The organism is Bradyrhizobium sp. SZCCHNRI2009 (assembly GCF_032485115.1).
In the GTDB taxonomy this organism is placed as follows: Bacteria; Pseudomonadota; Alphaproteobacteria; order Rhizobiales; family Xanthobacteraceae; genus Bradyrhizobium.
Genome location: NZ_JAUEUH010000002.1, coordinates 417,317 through 434,310, shown reverse-complemented (window position 1 = coordinate 434,310; position 16,994 = coordinate 417,317). Strand labels below are relative to the sequence as shown.

Annotated in this window: 19 protein-coding genes; 9 read left to right on the top strand and 10 right to left on the bottom strand. The window is 67.4% G+C overall.

Annotated elements, in window-relative coordinates; all coding sequences use genetic code 11:
- Positions 1 to 94: 94 nt before the first annotated feature.
- Together QX041_RS09530 and QX041_RS09525 are read left to right on the top strand one after the other, a co-directional pair.
- Positions 95 to 1,303, top strand: coding sequence for a GNAT family N-acetyltransferase (locus QX041_RS09530; RefSeq protein ID WP_316165115.1), 1,209 nt, complete (start codon positions 95 to 97; stop codon positions 1,301 to 1,303).
- Between the two features lie 60 nt (positions 1,304 to 1,363).
- On the top strand, positions 1,364 to 1,789 hold the full coding sequence (locus tag QX041_RS09525; RefSeq protein ID WP_316165113.1) for an HIT family protein: 426 nt from the start codon (positions 1,364 to 1,366) through the stop codon (positions 1,787 to 1,789).
- On the opposite strand, the gene nadC is transcribed toward QX041_RS09525, so the two are convergent.
- From nadC to QX041_RS09485, 8 genes are all read right to left on the bottom strand, one after another.
- Positions 1,790 to 2,638, bottom strand: coding sequence for a carboxylating nicotinate-nucleotide diphosphorylase (gene nadC / locus QX041_RS09520; RefSeq protein WP_315718388.1), 849 nt, complete (start codon positions 2,636 to 2,638; stop codon positions 1,790 to 1,792).
- Entirely contained in the window at positions 2,635 to 4,188 is a 1,554-nt protein-coding gene (locus tag QX041_RS09515) for an L-aspartate oxidase (protein WP_316165112.1), read from the bottom strand. The genes nadC and QX041_RS09515 overlap by 4 nt, the downstream gene beginning before the upstream one ends.
- Entirely contained in the window at positions 4,185 to 5,171 is a 987-nt protein-coding gene (gene nadA, locus QX041_RS09510) for a quinolinate synthase NadA (protein ID WP_316165111.1), read from the bottom strand. Before nadA ends, QX041_RS09515 begins: the two co-directional genes overlap by 4 nt.
- 68 nt (positions 5,172 to 5,239) lie before the next feature.
- Positions 5,240 to 6,199, bottom strand: coding sequence for an NrtR DNA-binding winged helix domain-containing protein (locus tag QX041_RS09505; protein ID WP_316165109.1), 960 nt, complete (start codon positions 6,197 to 6,199; stop codon positions 5,240 to 5,242).
- Between the two features lie 15 nt (positions 6,200 to 6,214).
- Positions 6,215 to 6,697: a tRNA (N6-threonylcarbamoyladenosine(37)-N6)-methyltransferase TrmO gene (gene tsaA / locus QX041_RS09500; RefSeq protein ID WP_315752989.1), complete on the bottom strand. Its 483-nt coding sequence runs from the start codon at positions 6,695 to 6,697 to the stop codon at positions 6,215 to 6,217.
- 78 nt (positions 6,698 to 6,775) lie between these two features.
- A complete protein-coding gene (locus tag QX041_RS09495) occupies positions 6,776 to 7,120 on the bottom strand; it encodes an AzlD domain-containing protein (protein ID WP_315718383.1) in 345 nt (114 codons plus the stop codon).
- Positions 7,117 to 7,863 (bottom strand): AzlC family ABC transporter permease, encoded by a 747-nt coding sequence (locus tag QX041_RS09490; protein ID WP_316165108.1) that lies wholly within the window; start codon positions 7,861 to 7,863, stop codon positions 7,117 to 7,119. The genes QX041_RS09495 and QX041_RS09490 overlap by 4 nt, the downstream gene beginning before the upstream one ends.
- A 121-nt stretch (positions 7,864 to 7,984) precedes the next feature.
- Positions 7,985 to 8,950: a transglycosylase SLT domain-containing protein gene (locus QX041_RS09485; RefSeq protein ID WP_409977993.1), complete on the bottom strand. Its 966-nt coding sequence runs from the start codon at positions 8,948 to 8,950 to the stop codon at positions 7,985 to 7,987.
- A 192-nt stretch (positions 8,951 to 9,142) separates the two neighbouring features.
- Here QX041_RS09485 and QX041_RS09480 point away from each other — a divergent pair, with 192 nt between their 5' ends.
- Entirely contained in the window at positions 9,143 to 10,078 is a 936-nt protein-coding gene (locus tag QX041_RS09480) for a glycine reductase (protein ID WP_315718381.1), read from the top strand.
- Positions 10,079 to 10,192: 114 nt separating this feature from the next.
- Complete coding sequence (locus QX041_RS09475) at positions 10,193 to 10,654, top strand: PEGA domain-containing protein (RefSeq protein WP_315718380.1); 462 nt, start codon at positions 10,193 to 10,195, stop codon at positions 10,652 to 10,654.
- A gap of 15 nt (positions 10,655 to 10,669) precedes the next feature.
- Here QX041_RS09475 and QX041_RS09470 read toward each other — a convergent pair whose 3' ends face one another.
- Positions 10,670 to 11,686, bottom strand: a complete 1,017-nt coding sequence (locus tag QX041_RS09470) for a carbon-nitrogen hydrolase family protein (protein WP_315718379.1) — start codon at positions 11,684 to 11,686, stop codon at positions 10,670 to 10,672.
- A gap of 191 nt (positions 11,687 to 11,877) precedes the next feature.
- On the opposite strand from QX041_RS09470, the gene QX041_RS09465 reads away from it, so the two are divergent.
- Positions 11,878 to 12,834, top strand: a complete 957-nt coding sequence (locus QX041_RS09465) for a helix-turn-helix domain-containing protein (protein ID WP_315718378.1) — start codon at positions 11,878 to 11,880, stop codon at positions 12,832 to 12,834.
- Between the two features lie 78 nt (positions 12,835 to 12,912).
- On the opposite strand, the gene QX041_RS09460 is transcribed toward QX041_RS09465, so the two are convergent.
- Positions 12,913 to 13,797 (bottom strand): LysR family transcriptional regulator, encoded by an 885-nt coding sequence (locus tag QX041_RS09460; RefSeq protein WP_316165440.1) that lies wholly within the window; start codon positions 13,795 to 13,797, stop codon positions 12,913 to 12,915.
- A 94-nt stretch (positions 13,798 to 13,891) separates the two neighbouring features.
- On the opposite strand from QX041_RS09460, the gene bla reads away from it, so the two are divergent.
- The 4 genes from bla to QX041_RS09440 all read left to right on the top strand — a co-directional run bounded on the left by bla (position 13,892) and on the right by QX041_RS09440 (position 16,989).
- On the top strand, positions 13,892 to 14,791 hold the full coding sequence (gene bla / locus QX041_RS09455) for a class A beta-lactamase (RefSeq protein ID WP_316165107.1): 900 nt from the start codon (positions 13,892 to 13,894) through the stop codon (positions 14,789 to 14,791).
- Positions 14,792 to 14,932: 141 nt separating this feature from the next.
- The gene (locus QX041_RS09450; RefSeq protein WP_315718376.1) at positions 14,933 to 15,094 is read left to right on the top strand and encodes a hypothetical protein; all 162 of its coding nucleotides are present in this window, start codon (positions 14,933 to 14,935) and stop codon (positions 15,092 to 15,094) included.
- Between the two features lie 41 nt (positions 15,095 to 15,135).
- Entirely contained in the window at positions 15,136 to 15,462 is a 327-nt protein-coding gene (locus QX041_RS09445; RefSeq protein WP_315718375.1) for a cytochrome c, read from the top strand.
- A 99-nt stretch (positions 15,463 to 15,561) separates the two neighbouring features.
- On the top strand, positions 15,562 to 16,989 hold the full coding sequence (locus tag QX041_RS09440; protein WP_315753020.1) for an MFS transporter: 1,428 nt from the start codon (positions 15,562 to 15,564) through the stop codon (positions 16,987 to 16,989).
- Positions 16,990 to 16,994: the final 5 nt, after the last annotated feature.

The window sequence follows — 16,994 nt, the reverse complement described above, 5'->3', positions numbered from 1 at the left end:
TTGAACTCGCTGCTGCGATGCACGATCTTCAGGGCGTGGCATCTGGGGCGTCCCGGCCGGGGCGTGCCGTGCCGGCCCGTTTGACAAGGATTCGATGGCATCGCCTGAGATCACGCTCGAAGCCGTTCCCGGGATCAACGAGGTCCCGGCCGCAGCATGGGACGCCTGTGCCAATCCCGAGGGCCGCGTCAGTCCCGGCTCATCTTCCGCCTGCGGCCGCGCCTACAATCCGTTCATCTCACACGCGTTTTTCTCGGCGCTCGAAGCCTCCGGCTCGGCCACCCTGCGCACCGGCTGGGCGCCGCGCCATCTGGTGGCGAAGATGGGTGACGAGGTCCTCGGCGTCGTGCCGTGCTACCTCAAGTCCCACTCCCAGGGCGAATATGTCTTCGACCGCGGCTGGGCCGATGCCTATGAGCGGGCCGGCGGGCGCTACTATCCGAAGCTGCAGGTCTCGGTGCCGTTCACACCGGCCACAGGGCCGCGGCTGCTGATCCGCGCCGACCAGGACCGGGACATGATCGGCAATGCCCTCGCCCAGGGACTGAAGGCGCTGTGCGGGATCAGCGAGGCGTCCTCGGTCCACGTCACCTTCGCCCGGCAGGCCGAATGGGAGCGGCTCGCCGCGCAGGGCTTCCTGCAGCGCACCGATCAGCAGTTCCACTGGCACAATCAGGGTTTTTCCACCTTCGACGATTTCCTGGCGACGATGAATTCGCGCCACCGCAAGGCGATCAAGCGCGAGCGGCGCGACGCATTGGCCGCCGGCATCACCATCCATTGGCTGACCGGCAAGGACATCACCGAGGACGCCTGGGACGCATTCTTCGAATTCTACATGGAGACCGGCTCACGCAAGTGGGGCCGGCCGTATCTCAACCGCAAGTTCTTCTCGCTGATCGGCGAGAGCATGGCCGACGACGTGCTGCTGGTCATGGCCAAGCGCGAGGGCCGCTGGATCGCCGGCGCGATCAACTTCATCGGCTCGGACACACTGTTCGGGCGCAACTGGGGCGCCATCGAGCACCACCCGTTCCTGCATTTCGAGGTCTGCTACTACCAGGCGATCGACTTTGCGATCCAGCACAAGCTCCAAGTCGTCGAAGCTGGCGCTCAGGGCGAGCACAAGATCGCGCGCGGCTACCTGCCGCAGACCACCTACTCCGCGCACTACATCGCCGACCGCGGCCTGCGCCGGGCCATTGACGACTATCTCAAGCGCGAGCGCGCCTATGTCGAGGAAGCCGGCCGCGAACTCGCCGAATCCGCCCCGTTCCGGAAAGGCATGGACGAGCCGTCTTGACCGGCGACACGTGCCGGTGAGAGTAAGGCGCACCAAGAGGAACCGCTTAAGGGACTGCCCATGACCGCCTACGATCCCAACAATCCGTTCGCGAAGATCCTGCGCGGCGAATTCCCCTGCACCAAGGTCTATGAGAACGACCACGTGCTGGCGTTCCTCGACATCATGCCGCGCGTGCCCGGCCACACCCTGGTGATCCCGAAGGCCGCCGCACGCAACATCCTCGACATCACCGAGGAGGACTATCTCCACGTCGGCCGTGCCGTGCGCACCATCGCCCGTGCCGCCAAGACCGCGTTCGCCGCCGACGGCATCACGGTGCAGCAGTTCAACGAGCATGCCGGCGGCCAGATGGTGTTCCACCTGCACGTCCACATCATGCCTCGCCGCAACGGCGATTTCCTGCTGCCGCCGGCGAGCCGCAAGGAAGATCCGAAGGTGCTGGAGGAGAACGCCGCCAAGCTGATTGCGGCGCTGAAGGGCTGATCAGGCCTCGTCGAGCCCGATGTCGAGCGCGGCCGACGAATGCGTGATCCAGCCGACCGAGATCAGGTCGACGCCGGCCGCGGCGATCGCGGGCGCGGTCTCCACGGTGATCCGGCCCGAGGCTTCGGAGATGGCCTTGCCGCTGATCATGCCGACCGCGGTTTCGAGCTCCGCCGGCGTCATGTTGTCGAGCAGCACCGCATCGACGCCCAGCGTCAGCGCCTGCTCGAGCTGAGCCAGAGTGTCGACCTCGACCTCGATCTTGACGAGATGGCCGGCATGGGCCTTTGCGCGCGTGATGGCAGCCTTGATGCCGCCGGCAATGGCGATGTGGTTGTCCTTGATCAGGACGGCGTCATCGAGCCCGAACCGGTGATTGCCGCCGCCTCCCGCGCGCACCGCATATTTCTCCAGCGCGCGCAGGCCCGGCGTGGTCTTGCGGGTGCAGACGATCTGCGCCTTCGTCCCCTTCACCGCCGATACCAGGGACGCCGTCGCGCTGGCGACCCCGCTCAAGCGGCAGAGGAAGTTGAGCGCGACGCGCTCGCCGGTCAGGAGCGCCCGTGCCGGGCCGCTGATGGTCGCGATCGCGTCTCCCGGCGTCACGACGCTGCCGTCCGGTCGCACGATCTCCATGCGCACGTCCGGCGAGACGGTCTGGAAGGCGCAGCGCGCCACATCGAGGCCCGCGATCACCCCGTGCTGGCGCGCCCGCAGCTTCAGCGATGCGCGCTGCTCGGCGGGGACGATGGCATCGGTGGTGATGTCGCCGGCGCGGCCGAGATCCTCGAGCAGAGCCATGCGCACCAGCGGCTCGTAGAGCAAAGGCGAGAGAGGATTGAGAGTCATGGCACTGCGCTCCTGGACGGCGTCTGCTCCGCCTCGACAATGTCGCGGGCAACCGCGATCGCCTCGGGCAGAGTGAGGCTGGATGGCTGCGCGACGGGCAGCGTGCCCGGACGATCGCTGCGGAAATGCGCGCCGCGGCTCTCCTCCCGCGCATGGGCCGCGACCGCGAGCATCAAGCCGACCAGCGCCGGGTCAGCCATGGGCCCGGCCTGCTCTGCCAGCGGAAGCAGGCCGCTGACGGCAGCCGCGATCGTGCGATGCTCGCGCATCACGCCGAGCGCATGCGACAGCAGCGGCCGTGCGGCCGACGGATCGGACGCCGGCGGAATGGCAGCCACCGCGCACGGCTTGCCTGCACGCTGCGGCGCGCCGGCCACGCTTTCGGCCACCCATTGCGCGCAGACGATCGCTTCCATCAGCGAGTTGCTGGCGAGCCTGTTGGCGCCGTGCAGGCCGGTGCGGCTGGCCTCGCCACAGGCCCACAAGCCCTCGACCGTGCTGCGTCCCATCGTGTCAACAGCGATGCCGCCCATATGATAGTGCACGGCCGGCCGCACCGGGATCGGATCGCGCGCGGGGTCGATGCCCGCCATGCGGCAGAACGCGCTGATCACGGGATAGCGCGCGGCGAAATCCTTGCCCGGCTTGTTGCGCGCATCGAGGAACACGCGGCGGCCTTGCGCACGGCGGCGCCATACCGCCCGCGCCACTACGTCGCGCGGCGCCAGCTCAGCGCCGGGCTCGTCGGCCATGAAGCGCGTGCCGGTGTCGTCGATCAGGACGGCGCCGTCGCCGCGGATCGCCTCGGTGAGCAGCGGCAGCGGCCGCGACGGTCCGTCGAACGCGGTGGGGTGAAACTGCACGAATTCGAGATCGGACAGCACGGCCCCGGCCCGCGCCGCCAGCGCGAGGCCCTGGCCGAAACAGCCGGCCGGATTGGTGCTGTCGAGGAACAGGCCGCCGATGCCGCCGGTTGCGATCACGACGCGCGTCGTGGCGAGGATCAGAGCCTCATCGCCGCGCGCCGCAGCCACGCCCTGGATCGCGTTGTCATTGACGATCAGCCGGCGCGCCTCGACGCCTTCGAGCAAGGTCACCGAAGCACAACGCCTGACAGCCGCGATCAGCGCGCGCATGATCTCGCGTCCCGTGCCGTCGCCCGTCGCATGCACGATCCGGTTGCGGCTGTGTGCGGCCTCCAGGCCCAGACGCCAACGTCCATCCGCACCTCGGTCGAACGCAACGCCAAGCTGGGCGAGGCGCTCGACCGCGGCCGGCGCCGCATCGATGATGCGGCGCGCGGCGGCCTCGCCGCACAATCCGGCTCCGGCGGCGAGCGTGTCCTTCAGATGCAGCCCCGGATCATCGTCATCGCCAACCGCCGCAGCCAGTCCACCCTGCGCCCACATGCTCGACGCCTCCGCGCCGAGCGGCGACTTCGACAACAGCACGACCGGCTCGGGCGCAAGCTGCAGCGCCGTCATCAGACCTGCGGCACCGCCGCCGATGATCACGGGACGGCCGATCAACTTCGAAACATCGATGCTCATGATGCCAGCATCCTTTCCACTGCGCGCCGCGCGCGCTCGGCCATCGCGGGATCGATCGTGACCTCGTGCGTGTTGGTCTCGAGCGCGTGGCGGATGTTCTTCAGGGTGATCCGCTTCATGTGCGGGCACAGATTGCAGGGGCGGATGAACTCGATGTCGGGATGGAGCACGGCGACATTGTCGCTCATCGAACATTCTGTCAGCAGCACCACCCGGGCCGGCCTTCTTGCTCCGACGAAGTCCGACATCGCCGCGGTGGAGCCGGCGAAGTCCGCCTCCGCCACGACCTCTGGAGGACATTCCGGATGGGCGAGCACGGTGACACCAGGATGGTTGTCGCGCAGCGTGCGGACGTCCTCGGCGCTGAAGCGCTCATGTACCTCGCAATGCCCTTTCCAGGCCGTGATCCTCACCTTCGTCTGCGTGGCGACGTTCCGCGCGAGATATTCATCCGGCAGCATGATGACGTGATCGACACCGAGCGACTCGACCACCGCGCGCGCGTTGCCGGAGGAGCAGCAGACGTCGGACTCGGCCTTCACCGCCACCGACGTGTTGACATAGGCGACCACGGGCACGCCCGGGTGGCGCGCGCGCATCAGCCGCACGTCGTCGGCGGTGATCGACTCCGCCAATGAGCAGCCCGCCTCTACGTCGGGAATCAACACCGTCTTGTCGGGATTGAGCAGCTTGGCGGTCTCGGCCATGAAGTGGACGCCGGCGAGCACGATCACCTCGGCATCGACCTTGGTCGCTTCGCGCGCCAGCAGCAGGCTGTCGCCGACGATGTCGGCGACGCCGTGATAGATTTCGGGCGTCTGATAGTTGTGCGCCAGCACCACGGCATTGCGCCGGCGCTTCAGCGCCAGAATGGCTTCGACATCGTCCTCGAAGACAGCCCATTCCGGCGGCGGGATCACCCGGCTCAGACGCTCAGCAAGCGATGCATTCGGCGCGACGGCGGGCAGGACAAGATCGACCATTTATACTCTCCATGAGCATAAGATGGCTTATACTTATCCTGAGCATAAGCTGTGTCAAGAGCGGGAGATCAAGATCGCGAGAGCGGCAACTTGGTTCCGACCACCGCCCGCTCGGCCAGCACGCCCTGCCGGAAGCGGAACAGCTTGGCCGGCCGGCCAATCGTGTCGGCAGCAATTGCGCCTGTCTCTTCAACCAGTTCCTGCTGCTCGATGAGGCGGCGGAAGTTCTGCTTGTGCACGAGCCGGCCGGCGAGAGCCTCGACGCTGCGCTGCAATTGCAGCAGTGTAAATTCTTCCGGCATCAACTCGAACACGACCGGCCGGTATTTGATCTTGGCGCGCAGGCGGGCAATGCCGGTGGCGAGAATCCGACGGTGATCACCGATCATGGCGCGCCCGGGCAGCATCGGCTGGCTGGCCCCCTTCTCGCGCACGCTCTCGGGGATCAGCGCCGCCTCATACAGCAACTCATAGCGCTGCAGCGTCAGTTCCTCGTTCCACTCGCGGCCATCGAGACCGAAGGTGATGGCGGCGCGCTGCCACCTCGTCTTTTGCAGCGCCGGCTCGTCGGCGGCTCGCGCCCAGGCCTTCAGCTTCGGCGCGATGATCTTGGCCAGGATCGTCGGCGGTCCGTCGCGATGATCCTCCCACGGGAAGTAGTCGTACCACGACGACCATTGCGCATCCGCGCCCTCACGCCCCTCTTCCTCGCGGGTCAGGCCGAGATAGCTGATGGAGATGCGGTGCGGCGCGTCGGGATCGCCGCCGCGACCGCGGTCGGCGAAGGTGTAGAGCTGCTCGACATAGCCGAGCGGATGGCCGGTCTGCGCCTCGACCCAGGCGCGCAGCCCCATCTGCAGTGAGCGGTGCGCGAACTGAAACGGTCCGCTCGGCAGCGCCGCAGCATGCTCGATCGTCATGATCTTCGGGTGCCCGTCGGTCACCGCCACCAGCACGGCGACGAGGTCCGCCGTGATCGCATCCTGAGCCGTCACCGTTTTCTGCGGCCGCTTGTTCACCTTCGACATCCGGATCCGTCGGTCCTATTTGTCATCCTCACCCTTCGCCGCCGGCGTGAACGCGCAATGATCCGGCTTCAGGTCGATCAGCGGCGTCTCGTCGAGGCAGTCGAGACCGCGCACCAGCACGGTGTTGCCTTCCAACGCGACGAAGCGGACCGTCGACACGCCGATCGGATTGGGACGCACCGGCGAGCGCAGCGCGAAGGTGCCCCGGGTCTCGCCGTCATGATGGCGCGGGCTCTGCTTGACGAGATCCCGGCGCGCCCGGTTGAGCCAGTACAGCACCTGGAGATGGCTGAAGGCGTCGATGCCCTGCAGCGCCGGCACCCAGGGCGCGAAGATCTCGAGCCGGCACACCGGCCCCTCGAAGCTGCCCTGCCGCGGCGTCTCGAGCCGCGAGGTCCAGGGCGTGCGGATGCGGCCGATGAAATACAACGTGGCGTCGCGCGGCTGTGGCGCGTCGACGGCGACTTCTCCCGGACGGAGATCGGAATCAGTGGTCATTGCGGAGTCCTTGGATCCTCCCGGCAATCTATCCGAACCTCGGCTCACCGCAATTGCGGTCGCGCAAGATCGCGCAACTCAGCCGAGCCACCATTTGCCGGCCAGCATCGCGGCTTCGCCGCAGACGACACCGGCAAAGATCGAGCGGCGGCTCGCCATGAAGGCCGCAAGGCCGGCGACGACGGCACCATAGCGCAGGCCCCAGGGCACGCTGGCGAGCGCGCCCGGCGGCTGCACCAGGATCTGGGCGATGACCCCCGCCAAGATGGCGGTCGCGACCGCCTTGACCCACATCAGCAGGTCCGAGCCCTCGTCGAGCCCGCTGCCGAACCAAAGTCCGAGCAGGCGCCAGATCTGGTTGGGGATCACGCCCGCCACCAGCAGCACCACGAGCGCATGCCAATCGCCGATGAAGTCGCTCATGCCAGCCCCCGCCGCTCGCGCCATTTGTGCGCGCCGAACGCGAGCGTTCCGGCGACGACGCCGCTGACCAGGATGTCGACGCCGCTGTCGAGCTGGGCGGCCAGAGGATACAGCACGAGGCCGAGACCGAGCGCGAGCACGTCGGCAAGCTCCCTGGCGTTGCGCAGGGTCGAGAACAGGAAGGCCAGCGGCGTCAGCAAGAGCACCGCGGCGCCGAAGGTCTGCGACAGATTGGCGGCGAGAAGATACCCGATGATGGTCGCGATCAGCGCAATCCCCATCAGGCCGCTGCCGAGCCCATGCACGAAGGCGATGCGGCGATCGCGCGGCACATGCGGCAGGAAGCGATAGCATTCGACCCACAGGGTCACGGCGGTGAAATGGGCGATCAGCACCAGGTGCCGCCGCTTGGTCTGCGGCGAGCGGATCAGGGGCAGCACCGCCACCACCATCGGAAACAGCCGGATCGCGCTCATCGTGACCGCGATCGCCGATTGCAGAATGGTCTGGCCGGAGCCGAGCGTGGAGACCAGGATGATCTGCGCTGGACCGGCCCATACCAGCACCGTGCTCAGGATCGCCCAGAGCATGCTGAAACGGGTATCGTGGGCGAGCGCGCCGATGCCGATGAAGGTGACGAACAGCACCAGTGACAGGATGGTCGCTGACGTCGCGCGCAGCCCCCAGCCGAAGGCGCGCAGTGAACCATGCCATTGCGGCGAATCGAGCGGAGGAAGTGTCACGGGCGGCCCAGCGGAACGAACCGCGATAAGGCTGGCGAAAGCCGCTCGCGTCAACCGCCATCAGGCGCGCGCGGGTCTGCGTCCGGCGCAGCCATCCCCCACACGCCGCGCTGCGGCAGCTCTATCCGGAGCGATTGCGCAGCACGAAGCAGGCACCGCCGGCCTCGCGGATCCGACTGCAGAGCGCGTCGGCCTCGGCCCGTGTCTCGGCGCCGATCCGCACCTGGTAGAAGGCGCGGTTGCCGCGCGAGCGCATCACCGACGACAGCAGGCTCGGGTCGCGGTCGCCAATGACCGGGCCAAGCCCCTTGATCGCCCGCGAATACATCGCGAGCGCCTTGTTGCGGTCGAAGCCTGCAGCCAGTTGGACGCCCCACGGTTTCGCGGCCGACAGCGCCACATGCTGCTCGAGCTCCGTGACGAACGGATTCGGCGCGCGCTTCAACATCGCCATCAGCTGACGACACGAGGTCGGTGGCGGACTCGGCGGCGTCTTGCCGCCGTTACCGGCGGCCGCCCACTCATCGATCGTGGCTCCCGTGATGGCGGAGACGTAGTTGCGGGTCTCCCAGGGCATCTGCCCCTTGCCGGCGAGCCAGTCCTGCACCCGGCGCGGCCCCGCATTGTAGGCCGCCGCCGCGAGCCCGAGATTGCCGAACTGGTCGCGCAGCTCGGCCAGGAACTGCGCCGACTTCGGCAGCGCCTGAACCGGATCGAACGGATCGAGCAACTGGCGCTCGTTCGCCGTGCCCGGCATGAACTGCGCGATTCCCTGCGCGCGCTGGCCGTTGCGCGTGACCGGCCCGACTGCATCGCTCTGGAAGCGGCTCTCCTGCCAGATCACGCGAGCGAAGAATTCGAGCGGCAGATCATTCGCCTTGGCTGCGGATTCGATCATCAGGCAGATCGCCTCGCGCGTACCGCTCTCCTTGGCCTCCTCGGACTTGTTCTCCGAGCCCTCTGCCGCAGCGTCTGCCGGCTTGGCAGCCTCCTGCGGCGAATCCTGCCGGGCGCCGTCCTTCGGATCAGCCGGCACGGCAGCGTCACGGTCGGAGGCCTGCTCCGCCGCCACGCCGGACAAGGGCATGGTCAGCATCAAGGCAAGGCCGAGACAGGCAATGCGAGCAACCGAAACCATGGAAAGCATCGTGAGCGCGGTGCAATGGTTGAATTCTGCCGACAGACAAAGCCGAAGACCATGCGGGGTTCCACCGCGCGGCGCCTTGACACAGCGAACGAGCCGGCTAGCAATCCCCGAGTGCCGCAGGGAGCGCGACGGATGACCGCACCGACCGACGACAGACTCGGCTTCGCGCCCGAAAGCGATGCGCCATTGTCCTACATGGCGCGCACGCGCGACTACTATCTCGCGATCGGCTATGACACGCCCTATCGCTGGGCTCACTACACGTCGGCGCCGTTCCATCCCTTGCGCAAGCCGCTCGCGCAGTCGCGCGTCACCGTTGTCACCACGGCCGCGCCTTTCGATCCCGCCAAAGGCGATCAAGGCCCCGGCGCGCCCTATAATGGCGGCGCCAAGTTCTACTCCGTCTATGACGGCGACACGTCGGCGCAGCACGACCTGCGCATTTCCCACATCGCCTATGATCGCGCGCACACCTCGGCCGAGGATTCCGGCACCTGGTTTCCGCTGCCACAGCTCCTAAGGCTGGCAGGTGAAGGCTGCATCGGCGCGGTCGGACCGCGCTTCTTCGGCGCGCCGACCAATCGCAGCCACCGCGTCACGATCGAGACCGATGCGCCGGAGATTCTCGCGCGCTGCCGCGCCGACGAGATCGATGCCGTCGTGCTGGTGCCGAACTGTCCGGTGTGCCACCAGACCGTGAGCCTGGTGGCACGGCATCTCGAAGCGAACGGCGTCGCGACCGTCGTCATGGGCTGCGCCAAGGACATCGTCGAGCACGCCGCCGCGCCGCGCTTCCTGTTCTCGGATTTTCCGCTGGGCAATTCCGCCGGCAAGCCGCACGACGCGGCCTCACAGGCCTTCACGCTCGAGTTGGCTTTGCGTGTCCTCGAGAGTTCACCAGCCGCACGCACGACCGTGCAATCGCCTTTGCAGTGGAGCGACGATCACGGCTGGAAGCGCGACTACAGCAATCCCGCCATGCTCGCGCCGGACGAGCTGGCACGGCGGCGCGCCGAGTTCGATGCGCAGAAGGCGATCGCGCGGCAGGTTCGTGGAAAGCAGGTGTGAAAGCCACACTCGCGCGAAACTCGCCCGGGAATTTCTTCGGATAATGCTGATTGCGCTTGCCGTCCCGCTCCAGTTGCGCTTGAGTTCCCCCGCGTTTGAAGGGGGCAGTACCAAATGAGAGTTGTAGCGTTGGTGGCGCTGTGCGCCGCGCTGGGAGGCTGCGCGTCCGTAACGCGGGGTACAACCGAGACGATCAGTGTCGCGTCGACGCCGTCCGGGGCCGAAGCCACGATCGCCGGTCTCGAAGCGCCGATGACCTGCACGACGCCCTGCTCGTTCGTCGCCAAACGCAATGCCGACATCTCCGTCACCATCGAAAAACCGGGCTACGAGACCCAGATCATCCCGTTGACCAAGGACATCCCGGCGACCGGCGCGGCCGGCTTCGCCGGCAACATCCTGGCGGGCGGCCTGATCGGCATGGGTGTGGACGCAGCGACGGGCGCGGCGACCGACCACAAGCCGAACCCGGTGATCGTCACCTTGCAGCCGCGCATGGCGGCGCCGGCAGGCCGTCCGCAGCGGCCGCCGCGGCGGTCGGCCCCGCCGCCGGCACAACCGGAGGCCGGGACCTAGCGCCCGCCAAGCCTGTCAGCCAGCCGCCGATGGCGCCTCGCCGGGAGTGACCGTGTCGACCGGCAACGCGAACTGCTCGACCCGGTTGAGCGGCTTCTTGTTGAGCAGCAGCCGGGTGACGTCGGGGCGCGAATAGTGTCCCGCCGGATCGGCGGCATTCTTGGCGATGCCGATCATGCCCAAATCGATCTCGGCGATCAGCAGGCCTTCCTGCTCCGGCGGCAGCTTCTCGGCGAGCGAAGAGCCATCCGGACCAAAGATCGCGGCGTGGCCGCCGCCGACATGCAGCAGCGCGTGCTTGTCGGGCCGGTCACACAGTTCGTCGATCATCGCCTGCGAGACGGTGGCGCACGGCGCCAGCACGAAGCACGAGCCCTCGACCGCATAGACGCGCGAGGCGGCGTTGTTGACCTCGGCGCCGAGCGCCGGCGCGAACGGATCGTACAGCGAGAAGCTCGGCCACGCGGCGACGTGCACCTGCTCGTTCTGCGCGTACATCGCATATTTCGACAGCGGCTGCAGATGCTCCCAGCAGCACAGCGCACCGATCCGGCCGATGTCGGGACGATCATGCACAGCAAGGTCGCTGCCGTCGCCCTCACCGTAGACGGTGCGCTCGGCATGGGTCGGCCGCAGCTTGCGGCGCCGGGCAATGGTCTCGCCGTCCGGGCCGATCAGCCATTGCGCGATGTAGAGGCTGCCGCCGTCGCGCTCGGAGAGTCCCAGTACGGCCGTCAGCCCGGCCTTGCGCACGGCAGCCCGCAGCGCTTCGGCCTGCGGGCTGTCATAGGCCAGCGAGTTGTCGAAATAGCGCTGCACGAAGCCGCGACCGATGCACCAGGCCGGCGAGTCCATCCAGATGTGCCAGGGATAGCCGGGGATGAAGACCTCCGGAAACGCGATCAGCTTGGCGCCCTTGTCGGCCGCCTCCTCGATCAGGGCGATGGTCTTCTTGATCGAGGCGTCGAGGTCGAGCCAGGCCGGTGCCGCCTGCACCACCGCCACCTTGTATTTCGGATGTGCCAGTCCCATCGCTGCTGCTCCCTGATGCCGTGCGCGGCGGTGGCGCCGCGACCGGGCCGACTATTGACGCCAGCCGGCTTTCGCGCTCGTCTGCCAGGGAACGAAAATTCGACTGCGGCCGAGACGAAGATCCCAGCCGGCCCGGAATTTGCTGCATTGCCACAGATCAAGCCGGCACAGGTGCAGGGGGAGACGGAGCGATGCCGATCCTGTTCACCACCGACGGAAGCCCGGGCCACCGCCGGCTGGCGCGGTGGCAGGACATCGTCTGCGACGTCTATGTCGGGCTCGATTGCACGTCCGATCTCGGCAGCGCGTTTCGCGGCTCGGTGACCCACACCACGTTGGGACGGGCTGTCTGCTCCGAGGTTGCCTCGGACCGGCAGCGCGTGCACCGGACCTCGCAGCGGATCTCCCGGGCGGATGCCGACTTCGTTCTCGTCGCATTCGGACGTGAGGGAATCGGCGGCGTCGTCCAGGATGGCCGCGACACCGTGATCCGGCCCGGCGAGTTCGCGATCTACGACACGACCCGCCCCTATGAGCTGCAGTTCGACGCCGCGTTCAAGCAGATCGTGTTCAAGCTCCCGCGCGAGATGCTGCAGCGCCGGATCGGCCCGACGGAGACCGTGACGGCGATCAGCTTCGGCCCCGACAGTCCGCTCCAGCCCCTCGCCCATGAGTTCATCGTGAGGCTTTGCGAACGCGTCGAGCACATCGGCCCCGAGCATGCCGAACCTCTGGCCAACCAGGCCGCCGACCTGCTCGCCATGACCTTGGCCGAGCGGCTGCGCGCACAACCCCTGCCCGCCTCGAGCCATCGCGCAACGCTGCTCTATCGGATCAAGGCGCACATCCGCACCCGACTATCCGACGCCGGCCTCTCACTGCCGGAGATCGCACGCGAGCTCGGGCTATCGACGCGCTACGTCAATGATCTGTTCTCGGACGAGGAGACGTCGTTCCAACGCTTCGTGCTGGCCGAGCGGCTCAAGCAGTGCCGGCGCGATCTCGGCTCGCCGATGCTGGCGCATCGTCAGATCAGCGAGATCGCGTTTTGCTGGGGCTTCAATGACCTCTCGCATTTCGGCCGCGTGTTCCGCGAGCAGTTCGGCCTGTCGCCACGCGAGTGGCGGCGCAGCGCCGTAAAGCGCTGAGCTGGCGGCAACGCGCCCGCCTCACGCGCCTCGTGGCGCTGTTCGCGCCCTCGGCTTGTGCGCGGTGGCGCCCGGCCGTCAGCGCGGCGGATCGGCGCGCAAGGCATCGACCAGCCAGTCACGAAAGGCAAGCATGCCGGACGTCGGTTCTTTCGACTTCAACCAGGTCAGCCAATAAGAACCGGTGGCGACCCCAGCCGCAAACGGCCGGACCAGCCGACCCGTCTCGAGCTCGCAGTTGAACATGGCGATCGGAACCAGGCCAACGCCGACGCCGCGCGCGGCCGCTTCGGCCATCGCGACGGAGCTGTCGAAGATCGGCCCCTGGATCATCGGACATGGAGCGCCCGCGACTGCAAACCATAATGGCCATTCCTCGGCGCGATACGACCGCAGGAGATTTTCGCCCGCGAGGTCCGACGGCGCGCGCAGACGACTCGCGACATCGGGATGACAGACGGGCGACAGCGGGGCAGACATCAGATGGATGGCCTCAGTGCCGTGCCAGGATCCGTCGCCGAAGCGAAGCGCGATGTCGAGCCCGTCTCCGGCGATATCGATGCGGTTGTTGTTGGTGAGGAGGCGCAGGTCGATATGGGGGTGCGCATCTCGAAAACCGTCGAGGCGTTGCAACAGCCATCCCGTTGCAAAGGTGCCGACACAGCCGACGGTCACGACCTCGCGGGTTCCCTTCGCTTCGATGCGATCGATCGCGCCGCTGATGCGACTGAACGCATCGTTGAGGACGGGAAACAGAGCCAGGGCTTCGTCAGTCAACGTGAGGCCACGCGGCAGGCGCCGGAACAGGTGAGCGCCCAACATCTGCTCGAGCTGTTTCACCTGGTGACTGATCGCGGTCTGCGTGACCCTGAGCTCCAAGCCTGCCTTGGTGAAGCTCAGATGCCGGGCGGATGCTTCGAAGGCCCGCAAGGCGTTCAAAGGGAGATGGCTGCGGATGGGCATGATGACCAAGTTCTGCTCATGGCTCGACGAATAAATGATCGTTTGTCAGTCGTCACCTCGTTCGGCAGGTTCGCGCAGTCACTGGAGAATGAACATGCTGACGAGACGGCGTCTGGGTTTTGGAATCCTCGGGATGGCGGCTGCGGCGAGCGGGCTGCCATCACCTGCGGCGAAGGCGGCGGCCGACCGAAGGGCGCATCTGGAAGGGGAACTCGCCCGCATCGAGCGCGAGAGCCTCGGACGGCTCGGCATCGCCGTCCTCGACTCCGAAAGCGGGTTCGAGGCGGGCCTGCGCTCGGCCGAGCGCTTTCCGATGTGCAGCACGTTCAAGTGTCTGGCTTCCGCGGCTGTCCTGAAGCGCGTCGACGCCGGCGAACTGCATCTCGACACGCGCGTCCCGTTCGAGGCGAAGGATCTCGTAACATATTCGCCGGTGACCAAGGAGCACGTCGGCCGCGGCATGACACTCGCCGAGCTCTGCGAAGCTGCGCTCACCCAGAGCGACAACACCGCGGGAAATCTCCTGTTGCGGCAGATCGGCGGTCCTGCGGGTCTGACGCGTTTTGCCCGATCGATCGGCGACGAGATCAGCCGCCTGGACCGCTGGGAAATTGAGCTCAACGAGGCGCTGGCCGACGACCCTCGCGACACGACCAGTCCGGCCGCCATGCTACAGAACCTGCGCCGCGTGCTCCTTGGCGAGGTCTTGTCGACGAATATGCGCCAGCGATTGACGGACTGGATGATCGCCAACAAGACCGGCGACACTCGGCTTCGCGCCGGTGTGCCGCGTGACTGGCGCGTCGCCGACAAGACGGGCGCTGGGGACCGCGGCACGACCAACGACATCGGCATTCTCTGGCCCCCGGGCCGCAAACCGGTTCTGGTCACGGCCTATCTGACTGGTTCACAGGCGTCTCCCGAGGATCGCAACGCAACGATCGCGAAAGTCGCGCGGGCGGTTGCAGACGTCGTGATGGGACAGGCTGGGTAGTTCCAGCATCCGGCTTCCGAGCCCCTCCGGAAGCCGGACATCAGACCCAAGATGTTCGCCATGGCGGCGCAACGATTGGGCAGGCTAAGCTGCGGCCGGCCCACGTCATCGGAATGTGCGGCCGCTGCCGGGATCGATCCGATGCGCCGCTTTGCCATGAAGGCCCTGTTCTCCCTGCTGACCTTGCAGCGGGACGACGAGACACAGCTGCGCTGGGACCGGATCGTCCTGATCGGCTCGACCCTGGTGACGATCGGGCTGATCGCCCTATATGCCTATAGCAAGGCCGAGGGCCGCTGGTAGCCGGGCGCAAGACACGCGAGAACGAGTTCATGAGACGACGAATGGGGTCCGCCTGCCTGCTGCTGGCGTTCGCGTCGACCGCCAGCCATGCGCTGGACAGCGAGCAGAAGCGTGGAAAAGCGCTCTTGCAAAGCCTTTGCAGCCGATGCCATGCGGTAGGTCTCACAGGCGCCAGCCGGCACCCCGACGCGCCCCCGTTCAGGACCTTCGGTGACAGCAAGCTCTACGACGAGGATTTCGCCCAGCGGCTGCAGGCCGGCCTGTCGACCATTCACAAGGATATGCCGAGCTTCCAGTTCGATCGGCCCGAGGCAGAGGCCGCGGTCAATTACCTCAAGGCGATCCAGGTCCGCCCCAAACGGCGGTGACGCGCCGGCGCGCTCCGCTGGCGTGGAACGGGACTTGTACGGCCCGGTTGCCCGTTCCCGTTCATTGTCCGCGGCCCGGCTGCGACCGGAGCCCGCATGATGACGCCGACGACCACGGGTCTGCACGCCGACGGACTGCCGCTGCCGCAGCGTACCTGGGCGATCGTGACGATCGCCCTGGGCATCGTGCTGGCCGTGATCGACGGCGCCATCGCCAATGTGGCGCTGCCGACGATCGCCCGCGACCTCCATGCGAGTCCTGCTTTTTCGATCTGGATCGTCAACGGCTATCAGCTCGCGGTGACGATCTCGCTGCTGCCACTGGCCTCGCTCGGCGAGATCATCGGCTATCGGCGGGTCTATCTCGCCGGCCTCGTGCTGTTCACGGCTGCCTCCGCCTTCTGTGCGCTGGCCGACAGCCTGCTGCTGCTGACGCTCGCGCGCATCCTGCAGGGCTTTGGCGCCGCCGGCATCCTCAGCGTCAACTCGGCGTTGGTGCGTTTCACCTATCCGCACGCTCTGCTCGGCCGCGGCATCGGCATCAATGCGATGGTGGTCGCGGTCTCCGCCGCGCTCGGTCCGACCATCGCCGCCGGCATCCTCGCCGTCGGTAGCTGGCCGTGGCTGTTCGCGATCAACGTGCCGCTCGGCATCGTCACCTTCGTCTTCGGCTTCCGCTTCCTGCCGCATACGCCGCGCGCGCCGCACATGTTCGATTGGCAGAGCGCGGCGCTGAGCGCAGTCGCCTTCGGCTTCCTGATCGCCGCCGTGGACAGCCTCGGCCATGGCGAGGCGCTGGTGACCTGCGCGATCGAGTTCGTCGTCGCCGTCACGGCCGGCGTGTGGCTGGTCTGGCGCCAGACCCACATGGCCTCGCCGCTGCTGCCGGTCGACCTGCTGCGCATTCCGGTGTTCGCGCTGTCGATCGCGACCTCGATCTCGTCGTTCTGCGGCCAGATGCTCGCCTTCGTCGCGATCCCCTTCTATCTCGAAAGCCATTTCGGCTATTCGCCGGTGCAGATGGGCCTGCTGATCACGCCGTGGCCGATTGCGGTCGGCCTGACGGCGCCGATTGCGGGGCGGCTGGTCGAGCGCGTGCCGGCCGGGCTGCTCGGTGGCATCGGTCTCGTCATCTTCGCATGCGGGCTCGGTGCGCTCGGCCTGCTGCCGCGCGAGCCGTCGGCATGGGATGTCGTCTGGCGCATGGCGCTGGCCGGCTGCGGCTTCGGCCTGTTCCAGACGCCGAACAACCGCACCATGATCGCCGCTGCGCCACGCGAGCGCGCCGGCGGCGCCAGCGGCATGCTCGGCACGGCGCGCCTGCTCGGCCAGACCACGGGCGCGGCCCTGGTCGCGATGTTTCTCGCGATCGACGCGACCGACGGCACGCGGCTGTCGCTCTTGACCGGGGTCGGTTTCGCGCTGGTCGGCGCGTTCCTGAGCATGCTCAGGCTGTCGCCGGCCGGCGCGCGCGGCGCCGAGCGCGTCCGCGTCCAGGACGGCCAGCGGCTGAAGGGCGAGTCGTGACAGCG

Bases quoted from the DNA above. Each gene is read 5' to 3' on its own strand.
- tsaA (WP_315752989.1), bottom strand. From the start codon at position 6,697: ATGACCACTGATTCCGATCTCCGTCCGGGAGAAGTCGCCGTCGACGCG.
- nadA (WP_316165111.1), bottom strand. From the start codon at position 5,171: ATGGTCGATCTTGTCCTGCCCGCCGTCGCGCCGAATGCATCGCTTGCT.
- QX041_RS09460 (WP_316165440.1), bottom strand. From the start codon at position 13,797: ATGCCCATCCGCAGCCATCTCCCTTTGAACGCCTTGCGGGCCTTCGAA.
- QX041_RS09480 (WP_315718381.1), top strand. From the start codon at position 9,143: ATGACCGCACCGACCGACGACAGACTCGGCTTCGCGCCCGAAAGCGAT.
- QX041_RS09470 (WP_315718379.1), bottom strand. From the start codon at position 11,686: ATGGGACTGGCACATCCGAAATACAAGGTGGCGGTGGTGCAGGCGGCA.
- QX041_RS09465 (WP_315718378.1), top strand. From the start codon at position 11,878: ATGCCGATCCTGTTCACCACCGACGGAAGCCCGGGCCACCGCCGGCTG.
- QX041_RS09505 (WP_316165109.1), bottom strand. From the start codon at position 6,199: ATGTCGAAGGTGAACAAGCGGCCGCAGAAAACGGTGACGGCTCAGGAT.
- QX041_RS09530 (WP_316165115.1), top strand. From the start codon at position 95: ATGGCATCGCCTGAGATCACGCTCGAAGCCGTTCCCGGGATCAACGAG.
- QX041_RS09445 (WP_315718375.1), top strand. From the start codon at position 15,136: ATGGGGTCCGCCTGCCTGCTGCTGGCGTTCGCGTCGACCGCCAGCCAT.
- nadC (WP_315718388.1), bottom strand. From the start codon at position 2,638: ATGACTCTCAATCCTCTCTCGCCTTTGCTCTACGAGCCGCTGGTGCGC.
- QX041_RS09495 (WP_315718383.1), bottom strand. From the start codon at position 7,120: ATGAGCGACTTCATCGGCGATTGGCATGCGCTCGTGGTGCTGCTGGTG.
- QX041_RS09525 (WP_316165113.1), top strand. From the start codon at position 1,364: ATGACCGCCTACGATCCCAACAATCCGTTCGCGAAGATCCTGCGCGGC.
- QX041_RS09475 (WP_315718380.1), top strand. From the start codon at position 10,193: ATGAGAGTTGTAGCGTTGGTGGCGCTGTGCGCCGCGCTGGGAGGCTGC.
- bla (WP_316165107.1), top strand. From the start codon at position 13,892: ATGCTGACGAGACGGCGTCTGGGTTTTGGAATCCTCGGGATGGCGGCT.
- QX041_RS09450 (WP_315718376.1), top strand. From the start codon at position 14,933: ATGCGCCGCTTTGCCATGAAGGCCCTGTTCTCCCTGCTGACCTTGCAG.
- QX041_RS09440 (WP_315753020.1), top strand. From the start codon at position 15,562: ATGACGCCGACGACCACGGGTCTGCACGCCGACGGACTGCCGCTGCCG.
- QX041_RS09485 (WP_409977993.1), bottom strand. From the start codon at position 8,950: ATGCCCTTGTCCGGCGTGGCGGCGGAGCAGGCCTCCGACCGTGACGCT.
- QX041_RS09515 (WP_316165112.1), bottom strand. From the start codon at position 4,188: ATGAGCATCGATGTTTCGAAGTTGATCGGCCGTCCCGTGATCATCGGC.